The following is a 15581-nucleotide window of genomic DNA, read 5'->3' as shown; positions in this document are numbered from 1 at the left end:
CCGTCCAGCCTGCTGGCCGCCCTGTGCATCGCCGGCCTGCCCGCCGACCGGGTGCTGTTCGCCGGCTTCCTGCCGCCCAAGACCGCCGGCCGCCGCGCCGCGCTGGAAGAGGTGAAGCGCCAGCGTCAGACCCTGGTGTTCTTCGAGAGCGGGCCACGGCTGAAGGACAGTCTGGCCGACATGGCGGCTGTGCTGGGCCCGCGCCCGGCCGCCGTCGCCCGCGAGCTGACCAAGCTTTACGAGGAGTGTGTGCGCGGCCCCCTGGACCAGCTGGCCGACGATCCGCGGCTGGATGCGCCCAAGGGCGAGATCGTCGTCGTCGTCGGGCCGGGCGAGGCGGAGCAAGCATCGGAGGCCGAGGCCGACGCCGCTCTGGTCGAGGCCCTGGGCCGGCTGTCGACCGGCGATGCGGCCTCGGAAGTCGCCAAGGCGCTGGGGCTGAACCGCAAGGCCCTTTATCGCCGCGCCCTGGAACTGCAGGGGAAGTGACCGAGCGCCTGCCCCGCCCCGCGCCGATTCGCCGCCTCAAGGCGGCGCGGCGCCAGGCCCGGGGCGGGGCCGCCTTCCGCAGCGGCCATGCGGCCGAATGGATCGCGGCGGCCTGGCTGATGGCCAAGGGCTACCAGATCCTGGGCTTTCGGCTGAAGGGACGGGGTGGCGAGATCGACCTTCTGGCCCGTCGTGGGCGGGTGCTTGCGGTGGTCGAGGTGAAGCGGCGCGCCACGCTGGCCGCCGCCGTCCTGTCGCTGAAACCGGCGCAGTTCGAGCGGCTGCGGACGGCGGCCGAGGCCCTTCGCCGCAATCGCCCCGCGCTGCAACCGCTTGAATTGAGAATTGATATGGTGGCGCTGGCCCCCGGCCGCTTTCCGCGTCATCTTCGCGGGATCCAACGCGGCGGCTGAAAGGGAGCATCGAGAGCGGATGACCCGCGACGAGGCCGAGTCCATCCTGACGACCGCGGGAGAAGCCGGCGACGCGGACTTTCCCCTGCTCGAGGCCGCCATCGCCTGCGCCATCCACGACTACCCGTTCCGCGACCCGGAACCGGTGCGGACCCTGGCGCGCAACGCCTGCGATCGGCTGGCCGAGCGTATCGGCGGCGAAGGGCCCGACGACGCCCTGGCCGAAACCATGGCCGCCGATCTCCGGCTGAACGGCGACCTGCTGCATTACGACCATCCGTCGAACACCGACATCATCGACGTGGCGGAGCGGCGGCGCGGCCTGTCGGCGGCCCTGGCCGTCTTCTACCTCCACGCGGCCAAGGCGGCCGGGCTGAAGGCGGCGGGCGTGGACTTTCCGGGTCATTTCATGGTGCGGGTCGAAACGACCGAGGGGCCGGTGGCGCTCGATCCGTTCAGCCAGGGGCGGCTGGTGCTGCCCAGCGAACTGACCCGGCGCGCGCTCCGGGCGGGGCTGACACCGCACGTGGCGGATCGGCTGGACATACTGATGGCGCCGGTGACCGACCGGCAGTCGCTGATCCGGCTGCAGAACGTGCTGTTCAGCCGCGCCATCCGGTCCCAAGACTATGACGGCGCCGAACGCTCGGCCCTGCGCCGGGCCCTGCTGGACCCGGAGGACCACCGCCCCTGGCTGGACGTGGCCTCGGCGCGCGAGAAACAGGGCGCCCTGACCGGGGCGATGGAGGCCCTGTCGCGCGCGCGCGGCCTGGACGGCGCCGAGGAGGCCCGGCGCTCCACCACCTTCGAACGGGTCAGGATGCGGCTGAACTGATCTGCGCGGCGGCCGTCAGACGTCCAGGTCGACGGTGACCGGGGCGTGATCGCTGGGCCGCTCCCATTCTCGCACATCGTCGTGGATGCGGGCCGTGTCCTTCACCACCGCGGGCGTCAGTCCGGGCGAGGTCCAGATGTGGTCCAGGCGCAGTCCGCGGTTCGACTTCCTGAAATCGGCGGCGCGGTAGCTCCACCAACTGGCCAGCTTCTGCGGCTCGGGGAAGCGGTCGCGCAGGACATCGGCGAAACCGCCCGTATCTTGCAGCCGGTTCAGCGTCTCCACCTCGATCGGCGTGTGGCTGACGATCTTGGACATGTAGCGGTGGTTCCAGACGTCGTTCTCGCCCGGCGCGATGTTGAAGTCGCCGGCCAGGACCAGCGGCGCCTGGCGGTCGCGTTTCTCGATCTCGGCGGTCAGCCGCTCGTAGAAGTCCATCTTGTGATCGAACTTGGGGTTCAGGGCGCGATCGGGCACGTCGCCCCCGGCCGGGATGTAGAAGTTCTGGATGTCGACGCCGGCCACCCGCGCCGAGACGCAGCGGGCGTGGCCCATCTTGCACACCTCAAGCGTGGTGTTGTCGGCGATAGGCAGGCGGCTGGCGATCGCCACGCCGTGCCAGCCCTTCTGGCCCGCGACCCTGAGGTGCGGCAGGCCCATCTCCTCGAAGGCGGCGCGCGGAAACTGGTCGGTGGTGCATTTGATCTCCTGCAACAGCAGGACGTCGGGCGCGCGCTCCTGAACGAACCGCGCGACCTGGTCGATGCGCAGGCGGACGGAGTTGATGTTCCAGGTGGCGAGGCGAAGGGTCATGCCCTTGCGAATAGCAGGCCCGGCCGGGGATTCAGCCCCTAAAAAAAGCCCGGCCGCAAAGGGCCGGGCTCGGGAAGGTTTCGTCTCTCTCGCCGCCGGGAGGGGGATGACATCCGTGGCGGTCGGACGGCCGCCGCCGTCCTGTGCTTAAAGTGTCACGCCGTGGATAAAAGGTCAAATTATCATTTTTGACTATTGCCTGTGATTCTCCGGCCACGGATCGATAACGTCGATTCGTCAGTTGCGGCCCGGGCGACGGGTGGGATCGCGCAGCTGGAAAAGGCTGGCGGCCAGGCCCGAGGCCGGCTGCAGCGAGGTCAGCTGGGTCCGCGTCCGCGACCCTTGCGCGTCGGTGATGGTCCATTCGTGCAGTCGCATCGGGTTGCCGGCGAAGGCCAGCACGACCTGGCCGTCGTTGGGGCGGTTGGAGTCGCGCGCCACGATGGCGAAGGCGCCGGAGTCCATGCGCGTCACCCGGTCGATACGCACGCCCTGATCCAGGCGGACGTTGCGCGCCAGGAAGGTGGACAGCGGCGTGCGCCCCAGCGGGACCTGCTGGAAGTTGTTCAGGCGCGGGTCGTAGCGCTTCACATTGTAGCCGTCCGAAACGACCAGAAGGCCGGCAGGATCGGTGTATTCGAACCGCATCTTGCCCGGACGCTGCAGATAGAAGCGGCCCTGGCGACGCTGGCCGTTGGGGCCGGTCTCGACGAAGGTTCCCTGCGCCGAGGTCAGGCCCTGCAGATAGGCCTGGGCGCGCTGCACCACCTCGCGGTCGGCCGCCGACAGGTTCGACTGGGCCTGGGCCGGCGCGGCCAGGCCGCCCAGAACGGCGACGCCGCTCAGAATCCCGGCGCCCAGCAGAAGCTGGCGGCGCTGGAGGTCGGCGGGGGCGGGCGCGAGGGCGCGGACGCGTGCGGTCATGTCAGTCGTCTCCCGTTCGGGATGGTTGTCGATCCTGCCGTCTTGCCCGGTCGGCTTGGCGTCGGAATGACGCGAGCCTGACCATATTCCGGCGCTCCGATGAAGCCCTGTTCATCGAAATGCTGAAGCTTGGGAAGACAGCGGGGTGGAGAACGAGCCGGGGCGAGGAGGGTTGCGCGTGATTTTCACCCTCCCCGTTCCGGGGAGGGTGGCCGAGCGGAGCGAGGACGGGTGGGGGCGGCTCGGCTATGCATCGCTGATGTCCAAGCTTGGAGAAATGCGGCCTTGCCTTGCCGCCCTCACCCCGTCGCTGCGCGACGACCCTCCCCCGCGGGGGAGGGAGATGAGCTGTGCGATCACGCCATCGGCGGCGGGCCGGCGAGCACGTCGCGCTTGCCGGCGTGGTTGGCGGGGCTGACCACGCCTTCCTGCTCCATCCGCTCGATCAGGGTGGCGGCGCGGTTGTAGCCGATCTGCAGCCGACGCTGGACGTAGGAGGTCGAGGCCTTGCGGTCGCGCGTCACCACCGCCACGGCGCGGTCGTAGAGGTCGTCGCCGGACCCGCCGCCGCCCTCGTCGAAGCCGCCGTCCCCGTCGCCGTCCGGTTCGTCGGTGATGAGGTCCAGATAGTCGGGTTCGGCCTGGGCCTTCAGGTGTTTGCACACCTCCTCGACCTCGCGGTCCTCGACGAACGGGCCGTGCAGGCGGGTGATGCGGCCGCCGCCGGCCATGTAGAGCATGTCGCCCTGGCCCAGCAGCTGCTCGCCGCCCTGCTCGCCCAGGATGGTGCGGCTGTCGATCTTGGACGTGACCTGGAAGCTGATGCGGGTCGGGAAGTTGGCCTTGATGGTGCCGGTGATGACGTCGACCGACGGACGCTGCGTGGCCATGATCAGGTGGATGCCGGCGGCGCGGGCCATCTGGGCCAGACGCTGGACCGCGCCTTCCACGTCCTTGCCGGCGACCAGCATCAGGTCGGCCATCTCGTCCATCACCACCACCAGATACGGCATGGGCTCGGGACGGATCTTTTCGCTCTCGTAGACCGGGCGGCCCTGCTCGTCGAAGCCGGTCTGGACGGTGCGCTCGAAATGCTCGCCCTTCTCCTGCGCCTCGCGGGCGCGCTCGTTGTAGCTGGCGACGTTGCGCACGCCGAGCTTGGACATGCGGCGATAGCGGTCCTCCATCTCGCGCACCGTCCATTTCAGGGCGACGACCGCCTTCTTCGGATCGGTGACGACCGGCGCCAGCAGATGCGGAATGCCGTCATAGACCGACAGCTCCAGCATCTTTGGGTCGATCATGATGAAGCGGCATTCGGCCGGGCTGTGACGGTACAGGATCGACAGGATCATGGCGTTGACCCCGACCGACTTGCCCGAGCCGGTGGTGCCCGCGATCAGCAGGTGGGGCATCCGCGCCAGGTCGGCGACATAGGGTTCGCCGCCGATGGTCTCGCCCAGCGCCAAGGGCAGCAGATGGCCCTTCTTGTCATATTCCGGACTGGCCAGAAGGTCGCGCAGATAGACGGTCTCGCGCTTGGCGTTGGGCAGTTCGATGCCGATGGCGTTTCGCCCCTGGACCACCGAGATGCGGCAGGCGCGCGCCGACATGGACCGGGCGATGTCGTCGGCCAGGGCGACCACGCGGCCGTGCTTCACGCCGGGCGCTGGGACCAGCTCGTACAGGGTGACGACCGGGCCGGGGCGAATCTGGTCGATCACGCCGCGCACGCCGAACTCCTGCAGCACGCCCTCCAGCATCTTGGCGTTCTGTTTCAGGGACTCCTCGTCCACCGAGGCGACGCGCTGGTTCGGCTTGGCCAGCATGCCGAGCGGCGGCAGGTCGAAAGCGCCCTCGGGGCGCACGAAGTCGAAGGCCTGCTGGTCGACGTCCACGTCCTTTCGGGCCTTGGGCGCCTTGACCGCGGCGACGCGCGGTTCCTCGACGCGGGCGCGGGCGGACGGGGCGACGGGCGCAGGCGCGGCCTCCTCCTCCCAGGGGGGCAGATCGTCATAGGCGGTCTGCGCAGGGTCGGGCGCGACCGGGTCGGCTTCCGCCGGCGCGGCGACACGCGCCTCGGGCGCGGGCCGCGCCGCCTTTTCGCGAGCGGCCTTGGCGCGAGGGGCCTTGGCGGGTTGCGGCGGCGGCGCCCGCAGCGAACGGCCCCAGTTCAGGGCGTCCAGGAAATCGGCGGCCCTCAGGCCGATGGCGAATCCGGTCGCCCACAGCCCGGCGGCCAAAAAGACCAGACCGACGATGATCCGGGCGCCGGGAATCTTCAGGGCGCCCAGTCCCTGCGCGGCCAGGCCGGTCACGGCGTCGCCCCACAGGCCGCCCAGGCCCGCCGCCAGAGGCCAGGCCGCCGGCGCGGCCAGGGCCGCCAGAGCCGCCGACAGCGACAGCACCCCGCCCGTGGCGGCCAGGGCCTTCAGCGGCGTCGGCTTCAACCGCTGCTGCAGAACATCGCCGATCGCGCGCGCCAGGCCGAACGCGACCAGCAGCAGGGCGGCGGGCCAGGCCGCCAGCCCCAGCGACTGCATGAAAAGGTCGGCGAACAGGGCGCCGTTCGCGCCCAGCCAGTTGGTCGTCGGCAGGCTGGAGGCCGCGTTCAGGCTGGCGTCCGCCGGATTCCAGGACACCAGGGCGACCAGCAGCAGCGTCGCCAGCAAGGCCTGCAGCACGCCCCGGAACCGCACCACGAACGGCGCGTCCCACAGGATGCGGGCGCTGATCCAGGCCTGACGGCCGACGGCGAGAGCGGTGGACATGAGAAGGGCGGACCCTGCGGCGAAGAACGGTCCCGCCCTTGTCGCATCGACAGGGTTAAGGGGCTGTTTACCAGCGGAGCCGTGGACACTGGCTCTGGACGTTTGCGCCGGCCGGCGCGACAAGCCCTTCATGGCCGACACCGAACGCTACGACATCGTCATCGCCGGCGCGGGGCTGACCGGGGCGGCGTTCGCCCTGGCGGCGTCGCAGGCCGGGCTCAAGGTCGTGATGGTCGATCTCCAGCCGTTCGACGCCCAACTGGCGCCGACCTTCGACGGCCGCTCGACCGCCATCGCCTTTTCGACCTTCCGTATGCTGGAGGCCCTGGGGCTGGGCGACGACCTTCGCCCCCATGCCTGCCGCATGGACCACATCCTGGTCACGGACGGACGTCGGCCGGGCGCGGCCAGCCGGGCCGCCTCCCCCGCCTTCCTTCGCTTCGACGCCGAGGAGATCGGCGACCGCACGGGCGGCGAGCCGCTGGGCTATATGGTCGAGAACCGCCGCATCCGCGTGGCCCTGGCGAAGGCGGTGGAGACGGCGGGGCTTGGGGTCCGTGCGCCCGCCTCGGTCAAGACAGTCGAGACCGATCCGGGCAAGGCGACCGTCGTCCTGGCGGACGGCGCGCGACTGACCGCGCCGCTGGTGGTCGGGGCCGAGGGGCGCGGCTCCACCGTGCGCAAGGCCGCCGGCATCGACACCGTCGGCTGGGGCTACGGCCAGAGCGGGGTGGTCGCCACCGTCCGCCTGGGCCGCGATCACCGTAATGTCGCCCACGAATATTTCCTGCCGGGCGGCCCGTTCGCCATCCTGCCGCTGACCGACCAGCGCGCCAGCCTGGTGTGGACCGAGACCACCCGCCGGGCCGAGGCGTTGAAGACCGCCTCCGATCCCGCCTTCGACGCCCATCTGATGCGCCGGTTCGGGGAATTCCTCGATGGGGCGACGGTCGAGGGGCCGCGCTTCGTCTATCCGCTGTCGCTCAGCCTGGCCGAGCGCCTGACCGCGCCGCGCATCGCCCTGATCGGCGACGCCGCGCACGGGGTGCATCCTGTCGCGGGCCAGGGTTTGAACATGGGGCTGAAGGACGCCGCCGCCCTGGCCGAGGTGCTGGCGGAGGCCGCGCGCCTGGGCGAGGACATCGGCGCCGAGACGGTGCTGGAGCGCTACGCCCGCTGGCGCCGGTTCGACAATGCGGCCCTGGCGGCGGGATTCGACGCCTTTGTGCGCCTGTTCTCGAACGACATCGCCCCGATCCGGCTGGCGCGTGACCTGGGCATGGCGGCGGTCAACCGCATCGGCCCCTTGCGTCGGGCCTTCATGCACGAAGCCGGGGGCGCGACCGGCGATCTGCCCCGCCTGCTGCGCGGCGAGGCGGTCTGATCAGGGCTGGAGCCGATAGCCGCCTGCGTCGGTCAGCAACAGGCGCGCCTGGCCCGGCTCGGGCTCGATCTTCTGGCGCAGGCGATAGATGTGGGTTTCCAGCGTGTGGGTCGTGACCCCGGCGTGATAGCCCCACACCTCCGTCAGCAGCTCCTCGCGCGACACGGGCTTGGCCCCGGCGCGATAGAGATATTTCAGGATGTTGGTCTCCTTCTCGGTCAGCCGGATCTTCTTGCCCTTGGCGTCCATCAGCACCTTGGCCGCCGGGCGGAACTCGTACGGGCCGATGGAAAAGACGGCGTCCTCGGACTGTTCGTGGCTGCGCAGATGGGCGCGGATGCGCGCCAGCAGCACGGCGAAGCGGAAGGGCTTGGTGACGTAGTCGTTGGCCCCGGCGTCCAGCCCCAGGATGGCGTCCGCATCGGCCGACTGGGCCGTCAGCATGATGATCGGGGTCGACACCCCGTCCTTGCGCAGCAGGCGGCAGGCCTCGCGGCCGTCCATGTCCGGCAGGTCGACGTCCAGCAGGATCAGGTCGGCGCGAATCTCGCGGCCCATGCGCACGCCGTCGGTCGCGGTCGAGGCCTGCTGGGTCTTGAACTCCTCGTGCAGGTTCAACTGTTCGGCCAGCGCTTCGCGCAGGTCGTCGTCGTCGTCGATGATCAGGATGGTCTTGGGCGTGGGCATGGATCAGACAATGGCGAGGCTTGGCCCCCGCGCCAAGGCTTGGGGGCGTGAATTCACGTCGGGTTACGGCCTAGAGGGCGATTAGGGCCGATTTCGTTCCCCGAACAGCGCGGTTCCGACCCGCACATGGGTCGCGCCCAAGCCGATCGCGGCCTCATAGTCGCCGCTCATCCCCATCGACAGAACGCCCAGGCCGTTGCGTTCCGCGATCCGGGCCAGAAGGGCGAAATGGGGCTCTGGATCCTGATCGGCCGGCGGAATGCACATAAGTCCCTCGACCGCCAGACCATAGGTCCGCCGCGCCGCGCCGATCAGGGCGTCGGCCGCGTCGGGCAGGACGCCGGCCTTCTGCGGCTCGGCGCCCGTATTGACTTGGACCAGCAGGCGCGGCGTCCGGCCCAGCCTGTCCGACGCCTCGGCCAGGGCGCGCGCCATCCTTTCCCGGTCCAGCGTCTCGATCACGTCGAACAGGGCGACCGCGTCCGCCGCCTTGTTCGTCTGCAGCGGTCCGATCAGCCTCAGTTCGAGGTCCGGCAGGTTCGGACGTCGGTCGGTCCAGCGCATTAGCGCCTCCTGCACCCGGTTCTCGCCGAAGACGCGCTGCCCCGTCGCCAGGGCCGCGTCGATCGCTTCGGGCGGCTGGGTCTTGGATACCGCCGTCAGGGTGACGGCCTCTGGATCGCGCCCCGCCGCGCGGCAGGCCTGGGCGATGCGGCCGCGCACCAGGGCGAACCGTTCGGCGATGGACGCGGATGACGAAGCGGGGGAAGAAGCGGTCATGACCCTGCCGGACGGCTACAGCGATGAGGCGCGCGCGCTCTGGAACGCCGCCACGGCTCTAAACCGCCAGGCGGGCGCTGTCAGCCTGCCGCCGTTGCTGTTCTTCACGGATCCCGAGCGCACCCCCCGGCCGTGGGAGACGGCGGCCCGCCTGCCCGCCGGGGCCGGCGTGGTCTATCGCGCCTTCGGGCGCGACGATGCCGCAGAGACCGGCCGCCGCCTGCGCGAGGCGACGCGCCGCGCCGGGGTCCGGCTTCTGGTCGGCCTTGACCCGGCCCTGGCCGAGGCGGTCCAGGCCGACGGCCTGCACCTGCCCGAACGCGCGGCGGGCCAGGCGCAGGCGATGCGCGCGGTCCATCCCGACTGGCTGCTGACGGCCGCCTGGCACGGCGGCCCTGTCGCCGGCGAAGGACTGGACGCCCTGGTGCTGTCGCCGGTCTTTCCCGCCGGCGGAGCCTCGGCCGCCCGGCCGGCGCTGGGCGTGGAGGGCTTTCGCGGCCGGGTCGACGCTGCACGCCGGCCCGTCTATGCGCTGGGCGGAATCACGGTCGGCAATGCAGGGGCGCTGGTCGCGTCAGGCGCCTGCGGTCTGGCGGCGGTTTCGGCGATCCAGGCGGCCTTTCAGGCCCCGGCCTGATCAGAACTTGAAGATGGTTTCCAGACGCACGCGCGGCTGGGCGCGGCCGTTGGTTTCCGGCGCGCGAGCCGGATCGGCCTCGGGCGAGGCCACGGCGGCGGCGGCGCCGACGCGCAGGCGATCGTTCAGCCGATAATAGGCGCCGGCCTCGACATCGCCCCAGTCGGTTTCGCGACCGACAGGCTGGTTCAGGTTGAAATCAAGGCCCCAGCGGCCGTTGTCGTTCAGGCGCAGACCCCGACGCTGCTGGGCGGGGGCGTTGCGCTGGGCCTGCTGGGCTTCGGTCAGCGACACCGAAGGCGTGCGCGACTGCGCCGCAGCGGAACCCGCGGCGGCCGTGACCGAAATCACGGCGGCGACAGCGATGAAAGCGCCAAGACGCATTTCCAACCCTTCAGGCGCGCCCGACGACGCACCGACAAATCCTGAACCGGCCTTATACGACCGTGAACCCCGCGATTAGACATCAGAGGCCCGCCCGGTCAACGCAACGTCGTCCGCATAACCCGGTTCCCCGTCATTGTTGCAGTGCGATGTGGCGCGAGCGTCACGGGAATCGGACCACGGCGAGGCGTTTGGGCTTCGATCTGACGCCGACGGGCGCGGGCGCGCCGCGCGCTTCGCCTTGTCATCGCCCCTTTTCACCGTGTTATAGAGCCCTGCTCCCGCGCGGAGCCGCGCGCGTGCGGGGCAGACCCCCGCACGGTCCTTATGGTTACGGAGACTATCCTTGATGCGCCTCAACACGGCCCTGGTTCGCGGCGTCGCCGTCGCCCTCCTGTCCGGCGTGGCCCTGTCGGCCTGCTCCAGCATCCCCTTCGTCGGCGGCAAGGACCGCAAGACCCAGCGCGTCGACGTGCAACAGGGCATCGGGGTGAACGGCTATCTGTGGCGCGCCTCGCTGGACACGCTCAGCTTCATGCCGCTGGCCAACGCCGATCCCTGGGGCGGCGTCATCAACTATGACTGGTACATCAATCCCCAGACGCCGAACGAGCGCTTCAAGGCGACCGTCTTCATCCTGGACACCCGCCTGCGCGCCGATGCGCTGAACGTCACGGTGACCAAGGAAGTGAAGGGCGCCGACGGCCAGTGGACCGGGGCCCCGGTCGCCGCCCAGACCGAAGCGGACCTGGAGAATGCGATCCTGACCCGCGCGCGGCAGTTGAACCTCGCCAACGCGGGCTGACGTCCGCGCCGGCGTTCCCTTTGGCGCTACCGCCCCTTGGGCTGCTTTAGCGCCATTGTTTCCGCGCTATCGCCCTTGGGCTGCTTGAGCGCCTAGCGCCCGTTTCGCGACGCGACGCAAAATTTCTTGGGCGCTGTCGTCCTTCGGGCTAGTTGAGCCGGAGGGCGGCAGCGCCCTTTTCGATTTCAGGACGACCGTGGCCCGCTACGAACCCAAGACCGCCGAACCCCGCCAGCAGGCCCGCTGGGCCCAGGCCGACGCCTTCGTCACGAGGGACACCGGACGGCCGAAGTACTATGTGCTTGAAATGTTTCCCTATCCTTCGGGAAACATCCACATGGGCCATGCCCGCAATTATGTGATGGGCGACGTGGTGGCGCGGTCAAAGCGCGCCCAGGGCTTCGACGTTCTGCACCCGATGGGCTGGGACGCCTTCGGCATGCCGGCCGAGAACGCGGCCATGGAGCGCGGCATCCACCCCAAGGGCTGGACCTATTCCAACATCGCCGCCATGCGCGAGCAGCTGAAGCTCTTGGGGCTGTCGCTGGACTGGTCGCGCGAGTTCGCCACCTGCGACCCGGAATACTACGGCAAGCAGCAGGCCTGGTTCCTGGAGCTGTATCGGCGCGGCCTGGTCTATCGCAAGGACGGCGTCGTCAACTGGGACCCGGTCGACAACACCGTCCTGGCCAACGAGCAGGTCATCGACGGGCGCGGCTGGCGCTCGGGCGCGGTGGTGGAGAAGCGCAAGCTGAACCAGTGGTTCCTGCGCATCACCGACTATGCCGACGACCTGATCGACGGGCTGAAGACGCTGGACCGCTGGCCCGAGAAGGTCCGGCTGATGCAAGAGAACTGGATCGGCCGCTCCAAGGGCCTGCAGATGACCTGGGCCTTCGCCGGACCCGCGCCCGAAGGGTTCGACGCCGGGGTCGAGATCTACACCACCCGCCCCGACACACTGTTCGGCGCCAGCTTCCTGGGCCTGGCCCCCGATCACCCCCTGTCGAAACAACTGGCCGAAGCCGATCCGCGCGTCGCCGAGTTCGTCGCCAGATGCCGCGAGGGCGGCACCTCCCAGGCCGACATCGAACAGGCCGAGAAAATCGGTTGGGACACCGGGCTGAAGGTCCTCCACCCCTTCACCGGCGCCGAGGTTCCGGTCTGGATCGCCAACTTCATCCTGTCGGAGTACGGCACGGGCGCCATCTTCGCCTGCCCGGCGCACGACCAGCGCGACCTGGATTTCGCCCGCAAGTACGACTTGCCGGTCATCCCCGTGGTGCGCCCCGAGGGCGCCGGCGACGACTTCGCCGTGGCCGACGAGGCCTATGTCGGTCCGGGGACGATCTTCCATTCCGACTTCCTCGACGGGCTGGACATCGAGGCCGCCAAGGCCGAGGCGGTGCGTCGCGTCGAGGCGGCCGGAACCGGCCAGGGCGCGACCATCTATCGCCTGCGCGACTGGGGCGTGTCGCGTCAGCGCTACTGGGGCTGCCCCATTCCGATCATCCACTGCCCGGCCTGCGGCCCGGTGGAGGTTCCGGCCGATCAGCTGCCGGTCGAACTGCCCGAGGACGTCACCTTCGATATTCCCGGCAATCCGCTGGATCGGCATCCGACGTGGAAGCACGTCAAATGCCCGTCGTGCGGCGCCGACGCGACGCGCGAGACCGACACCCTGGACACCTTTGTGGACTCCAGCTGGTATTTCGCTCGATTCACCGACCCCAAGGCCGCTCAGCCGATCGACAAGGTCGCCGCCGACCGCTGGCTGCCGGTCGACCAGTACATCGGCGGGGTCGAGCATGCGGTGCTGCACCTGCTCTACGCCCGTTTCGTCACCCGCGCGCTCAGCGACGCCGGCCTGATGAACGTCAAGGAGCCGTTCGCCGGCCTGTTCACCCAGGGCATGGTGGTCCATGAGACCTATCGCCGCCCCGACGGCCAGTGGGTCGAGCCCACCGACGTCGAGCTGAGCAATGACGGCGGCGTCCGCGCGGCGCGTCAGCTGTCGACCGGCGAGACCCTGACGATCGGCGACATCGAGAAGATGTCCAAGTCCAAGAAGAACGTCGTCGCCCCGGCGGAAATCCTGGAGAGCCACGGCGTCGACGCCGGCCGCCTGTTTGTCCTGTCCGACAGTCCGCCCGAGCGGGACGTGCAATGGACCCCCGGCGGGGTGGAGGGCGCCAGCCGCTTCGTCCAGCGCGCCTGGTCGCTGTTCGACGCCTACGACCCCGCCTTCGCCGGCGAGGACAAGGCCAACGCCGAGCTGCTGCGCGAGACGCACAAGGCCATCAAGGCCGTATCGGAAGGCGTCGAAGGCTTCCGCTTCAACTCGGCCATCGCCAAGCTGTACGCCTTTGTCGCCGTCATTCGCGACACGGCTCAGGCCGGCGGCGACGCGCGTCGTCAGGCCCTGTCGGCCCTGGCCCGGCTGATCGCCCCCTTCACCCCCCATCTGGCCGAGGAATGCTGGACCCGCCTTGGTGAAGAAGGGATGGTTCTGGACGCGCCGTGGCCCGTGTGGGACGCTGCTCTGGCGGCCGATGACGAGGTGGTCCTGCCCATCCAGATCAACGGGAAGCGCCGGGCGGAAATCCGCGTGGCGCGCGGCATGGAACCGTCGGCGGTCGAGGCGCTGGTCCTGGCCGACGAGACGGTCAAGGCGCGACTGGAGGGTCTGAGCGTGAAGAAGATCGTCGTGGTCAAAGACCGCATCGTCAACCTGGTGGCCGGCTGATGCGGCGCGCCCTTCTGGCGCTGCTGCTGGCGACCCCGCTGGTTTCGGCCTGCGGGTTCACACCGCTCTACGCCGATCCAGGCGTGGGCTCGTCGCTGCGTCGCATCGCGGTCACGACCCAGGACGACCGGTTGGGGTATCGCCTGCGCGAACAGCTGGAGGACGCCCTGGCCTGGGATCGCGGCGCCGCGCCGCTCTATCGTCTGGACACGCGCGTCGAGCAGGACCGCCGCTCCCTGGGCCGCCGGATCGACGACACGGCCACCCGCTATGAGCTGACGGTCAAGGCGACCTGGATCCTGACGCCGGCTTCGGGCGGGACGCCGTTGACGGGGACCGAGACGGTGACCACCACCTACGCCGCCGCCGACCAGCCCTACGCCGCCATCGCCGCCCAGCAGGACGGGGAAGAGCGCGCCGCCGCAGAACTGGCCCGTCTGATCCGCCTGGACCTGATGCAGGCGCTGGCCGGCCGGTGAGCCGCCCCCGATGATCCTCTCTAAACGTCCCGAGATTGATCGTTTCCTGAAGGCGCCCGATCCGGCGGTGCGGGCGGCGGTGATCCACGGCAAGGACCGGTCCGGCGTCGCCGAGCGCGCCGAGATCCTGTGCCGCACTGTCACCCCCGACCTGAACGACCCGTTCAACGTCACCGTCCTGACCGACAGCGACATCGACGGCGACGAGACCAGGCTGGAAGAGGCGCTGACGGCCCTGTCCATGATGGGTGGACGGCGTCTGGTGCGCGTGCGCCTGTCGACCTTCAAGGCCGGGGTGGACAAGGCCGTGGCGGCGGCGGTGAAGATCCACGCCGAGGGCGGCTACAATCCCGACGCCATGCTGGTGGTCGAGGCCGACCAGCTGGGCCGAGAGTCCGCCCTTCGCAAGACCGCCGAAAAGGAGACCGGCGCCGTCGGCATCGTCTGCTACGAGGACGAGACCGGCGACGTCGCGCGCATGGTTCGCGAGGCGCTGGCCGCCGACAAGGTGGGCCTGACCTCCGACGCCCTGGATCGTTTCGTCGCCCGCCTGCCGCGCGAACGCGGGCTGATGCGCCAGGAGATCGAGCGCCTGGCCCTGTTCGTCGGCCCCGGCTCGGGCCGCAGCATCGACCTGGAGGAGCTGGAGACGCATCTGGGCGTGGAGCCGGACGCCTCCCTGTCGGATGCGGCGCTCCAGGCCTTCGGCGCCCGGCCCGGCCCGGCCCAATCGGCGCTGAGGCGCGCCCTCGCCGAGGGGGAATCGTCTGTGCTGGCCGTGCGATCCGCAGCGATACATCTGGGAAAGCTCAGGCGGATCAATATCCTGCAGGCGAACGGAGCGAACGCCAAGGAGGCGGCCAAGGCGGCGGGAGTATTCTGGAAACAGGAGGCCGAAATGCTGCGGCAGGCCCGCTCCTGGCGGCTGGAGGCGCTGGACGAGACGCTGGACAGCATCAACACCGCCGACGTGGCGACCAAGACGACGGGGATGCCCGATCAGCTGATCGCCGAACGCCTTCTGCTGGAAATCGCCGGCAAGGCCAGACGCTTGGGGCTCTAAAGCCTGATCAGCTGAGGTTGAGTCGCTTCGCGATTCCGCAGATGCCGTGGATCAGGCTTCAGTTGATCCTAGAGCGAAATCTGAGCCGAGCCGGACGGCGTCCAACTCGACCGATTTCGCTCTAGCCGCGCTTCGACGCCCGGCGGAACGCCGGCTTGGCCATCGCCTGATTACGCGCGGCGACCGCCCTTTCCTCGGCCTTGGCGCCCGACTGGGCGTTGAAGCCATGACCGGTCTTGCCGCTTCTCAGCGCCTTCTTGGCGGCGAGCGCCCGCTTCAGCTTGTCGGCGGCGCTCGGCGTGTTCTCTTCGGTCATGCGCCCTTGTACCACGCCGGCGGCTTCAGCCGCGCATCAATCTCGGGACGTTTAG

The 15581-nt window shown here is 69.8% G+C and carries 16 protein-coding genes; 9 read left to right on the top strand and 7 right to left on the bottom strand.

The features are described 5' to 3' along the window. The 3 genes from rsmI to B2U11_RS09745 all read left to right on the top strand — a co-directional run. Positions 1 to 489 (top strand): 16S rRNA (cytidine(1402)-2'-O)-methyltransferase (gene rsmI / locus B2U11_RS09755; RefSeq protein WP_292071397.1); only part of this gene is annotated, 489 nt, incomplete at its 5' end. Next, positions 486 to 902, top strand: coding sequence for a YraN family protein (locus B2U11_RS09750; protein ID WP_292071396.1), 417 nt, complete (start codon positions 486 to 488; stop codon positions 900 to 902). The genes rsmI and B2U11_RS09750, both read left to right, overlap by 4 nt. A 19-nt stretch (positions 903 to 921) precedes the next feature. Beyond that, positions 922 to 1737, top strand: a complete 816-nt coding sequence (locus B2U11_RS09745; RefSeq protein WP_292071395.1) for a transglutaminase family protein — start codon at positions 922 to 924, stop codon at positions 1735 to 1737. 15 nt (positions 1738 to 1752) lie between these two features. Here B2U11_RS09745 and xth read toward each other — a convergent pair whose 3' ends face one another. From xth to B2U11_RS09730, 3 genes are all read right to left on the bottom strand, one after another. Continuing rightward, positions 1753 to 2550, bottom strand: coding sequence for an exodeoxyribonuclease III (gene xth / locus B2U11_RS09740; protein WP_292071394.1), 798 nt, complete (start codon positions 2548 to 2550; stop codon positions 1753 to 1755). A gap of 237 nt (positions 2551 to 2787) precedes the next feature. Beyond that, positions 2788 to 3474, bottom strand: coding sequence for a LolA family protein (locus B2U11_RS09735; RefSeq protein ID WP_292071393.1), 687 nt, complete (start codon positions 3472 to 3474; stop codon positions 2788 to 2790). Between the two features lie 356 nt (positions 3475 to 3830). Further along, positions 3831 to 6245 (bottom strand): FtsK/SpoIIIE family DNA translocase, encoded by a 2415-nt coding sequence (locus tag B2U11_RS09730; protein WP_292071392.1) that lies wholly within the window; start codon positions 6243 to 6245, stop codon positions 3831 to 3833. A gap of 130 nt (positions 6246 to 6375) precedes the next feature. On the opposite strand from B2U11_RS09730, the gene B2U11_RS09725 reads away from it, so the two are divergent. Further along, entirely contained in the window at positions 6376 to 7629 is a 1254-nt protein-coding gene (locus B2U11_RS09725) for a UbiH/UbiF/VisC/COQ6 family ubiquinone biosynthesis hydroxylase (RefSeq protein ID WP_292071391.1), read from the top strand. Here B2U11_RS09725 and B2U11_RS09720 read toward each other — a convergent pair whose 3' ends face one another. Both B2U11_RS09720 and B2U11_RS09715 read right to left on the bottom strand, forming a co-directional pair. Then, positions 7630 to 8316 carry a response regulator transcription factor gene (locus B2U11_RS09720; RefSeq protein WP_292071390.1) on the bottom strand — a complete coding sequence of 229 codons (687 nt, stop codon included), beginning with the start codon at positions 8314 to 8316 and terminating at the stop codon, positions 7630 to 7632. A gap of 81 nt (positions 8317 to 8397) precedes the next feature. Then, positions 8398 to 9096, bottom strand: a complete 699-nt coding sequence (locus B2U11_RS09715) for a YggS family pyridoxal phosphate-dependent enzyme (RefSeq protein WP_292071389.1) — start codon at positions 9094 to 9096, stop codon at positions 8398 to 8400. Here B2U11_RS09715 and B2U11_RS09710 point away from each other — a divergent pair. Further along, a complete protein-coding gene (locus tag B2U11_RS09710; RefSeq protein WP_292071388.1) occupies positions 9095 to 9733 on the top strand; it encodes a thiamine phosphate synthase in 639 nt (212 codons plus the stop codon). The genes B2U11_RS09715 and B2U11_RS09710 overlap by 2 nt on opposite strands. Here the strand turns inward: B2U11_RS09710 and B2U11_RS09705 are convergent, their stop codons facing one another. Then, positions 9734 to 10117, bottom strand: a complete 384-nt coding sequence (locus B2U11_RS09705) for an NtrZ family periplasmic regulatory protein (protein WP_250201863.1) — start codon at positions 10115 to 10117, stop codon at positions 9734 to 9736. 349 nt (positions 10118 to 10466) lie between these two features. On the opposite strand from B2U11_RS09705, the gene B2U11_RS09700 reads away from it, so the two are divergent. From B2U11_RS09700 to holA, 4 genes are all read left to right on the top strand, one after another. Beyond that, on the top strand, positions 10467 to 10922 hold the full coding sequence (locus B2U11_RS09700; protein ID WP_201216984.1) for a DUF3576 domain-containing protein: 456 nt from the start codon (positions 10467 to 10469) through the stop codon (positions 10920 to 10922). A gap of 196 nt (positions 10923 to 11118) precedes the next feature. Continuing rightward, positions 11119 to 13668 carry a leucine--tRNA ligase gene (gene leuS / locus B2U11_RS09695; RefSeq protein ID WP_292071387.1) on the top strand — a complete coding sequence of 850 codons (2550 nt, stop codon included), beginning with the start codon at positions 11119 to 11121 and terminating at the stop codon, positions 13666 to 13668. Further along, positions 13668 to 14147 carry an LPS assembly lipoprotein LptE gene (gene lptE, locus B2U11_RS09690; RefSeq protein ID WP_201216671.1) on the top strand — a complete coding sequence of 160 codons (480 nt, stop codon included), beginning with the start codon at positions 13668 to 13670 and terminating at the stop codon, positions 14145 to 14147. The genes leuS and lptE overlap by 1 nt, the downstream gene beginning before the upstream one ends. Positions 14148 to 14157: 10 nt before the next feature. Next, positions 14158 to 15210 (top strand): DNA polymerase III subunit delta, encoded by a 1053-nt coding sequence (holA, locus tag B2U11_RS09685; RefSeq protein ID WP_292071386.1) that lies wholly within the window; start codon positions 14158 to 14160, stop codon positions 15208 to 15210. A 121-nt stretch (positions 15211 to 15331) separates the two neighbouring features. On the opposite strand, the gene B2U11_RS09680 is transcribed toward holA, so the two are convergent. Next, a complete protein-coding gene (locus B2U11_RS09680) occupies positions 15332 to 15526 on the bottom strand; it encodes a hypothetical protein (RefSeq protein ID WP_292071385.1) in 195 nt (64 codons plus the stop codon). Between the last annotated feature and the right edge of the window lie 55 nt (positions 15527 to 15581).

This window comes from Brevundimonas sp. UBA7534 (assembly GCF_002479325.1).
GTDB lineage: Bacteria > Pseudomonadota > Alphaproteobacteria > Caulobacterales > Caulobacteraceae > Brevundimonas.
Note: the sequence above shows the minus strand (reverse complement) of the source record. Positions and strands in the feature narration are given on the sequence as shown.

Coding starts and splice junctions, on each gene's coding strand:
- B2U11_RS09745 (WP_292071395.1), top strand. CDS start 922: ATGACCCGCGACGAGGCCGAGTCCATCCTGACGACCGCGGGAGAAGCC.
- xth (WP_292071394.1), bottom strand. CDS start 2,550: ATGACCCTTCGCCTCGCCACCTGGAACATCAACTCCGTCCGCCTGCGC.
- B2U11_RS09735 (WP_292071393.1), bottom strand. CDS start 3,474: ATGACCGCACGCGTCCGCGCCCTCGCGCCCGCCCCCGCCGACCTCCAG.
- B2U11_RS09730 (WP_292071392.1), bottom strand. CDS start 6,245: ATGTCCACCGCTCTCGCCGTCGGCCGTCAGGCCTGGATCAGCGCCCGC.
- B2U11_RS09725 (WP_292071391.1), top strand. CDS start 6,376: ATGGCCGACACCGAACGCTACGACATCGTCATCGCCGGCGCGGGGCTG.
- B2U11_RS09720 (WP_292071390.1), bottom strand. CDS start 8,316: ATGCCCACGCCCAAGACCATCCTGATCATCGACGACGACGACGACCTG.
- B2U11_RS09710 (WP_292071388.1), top strand. CDS start 9,095: ATGACCCTGCCGGACGGCTACAGCGATGAGGCGCGCGCGCTCTGGAAC.
- B2U11_RS09715 (WP_292071389.1), bottom strand. CDS start 9,096: ATGACCGCTTCTTCCCCCGCTTCGTCATCCGCGTCCATCGCCGAACGG.
- B2U11_RS09705 (WP_250201863.1), bottom strand. CDS start 10,117: ATGCGTCTTGGCGCTTTCATCGCTGTCGCCGCCGTGATTTCGGTCACG.
- B2U11_RS09700 (WP_201216984.1), top strand. CDS start 10,467: ATGCGCCTCAACACGGCCCTGGTTCGCGGCGTCGCCGTCGCCCTCCTG.
- lptE (WP_201216671.1), top strand. CDS start 13,668: ATGCGGCGCGCCCTTCTGGCGCTGCTGCTGGCGACCCCGCTGGTTTCG.
- holA (WP_292071386.1), top strand. CDS start 14,158: ATGATCCTCTCTAAACGTCCCGAGATTGATCGTTTCCTGAAGGCGCCC.
- B2U11_RS09680 (WP_292071385.1), bottom strand. CDS start 15,526: ATGACCGAAGAGAACACGCCGAGCGCCGCCGACAAGCTGAAGCGGGCG.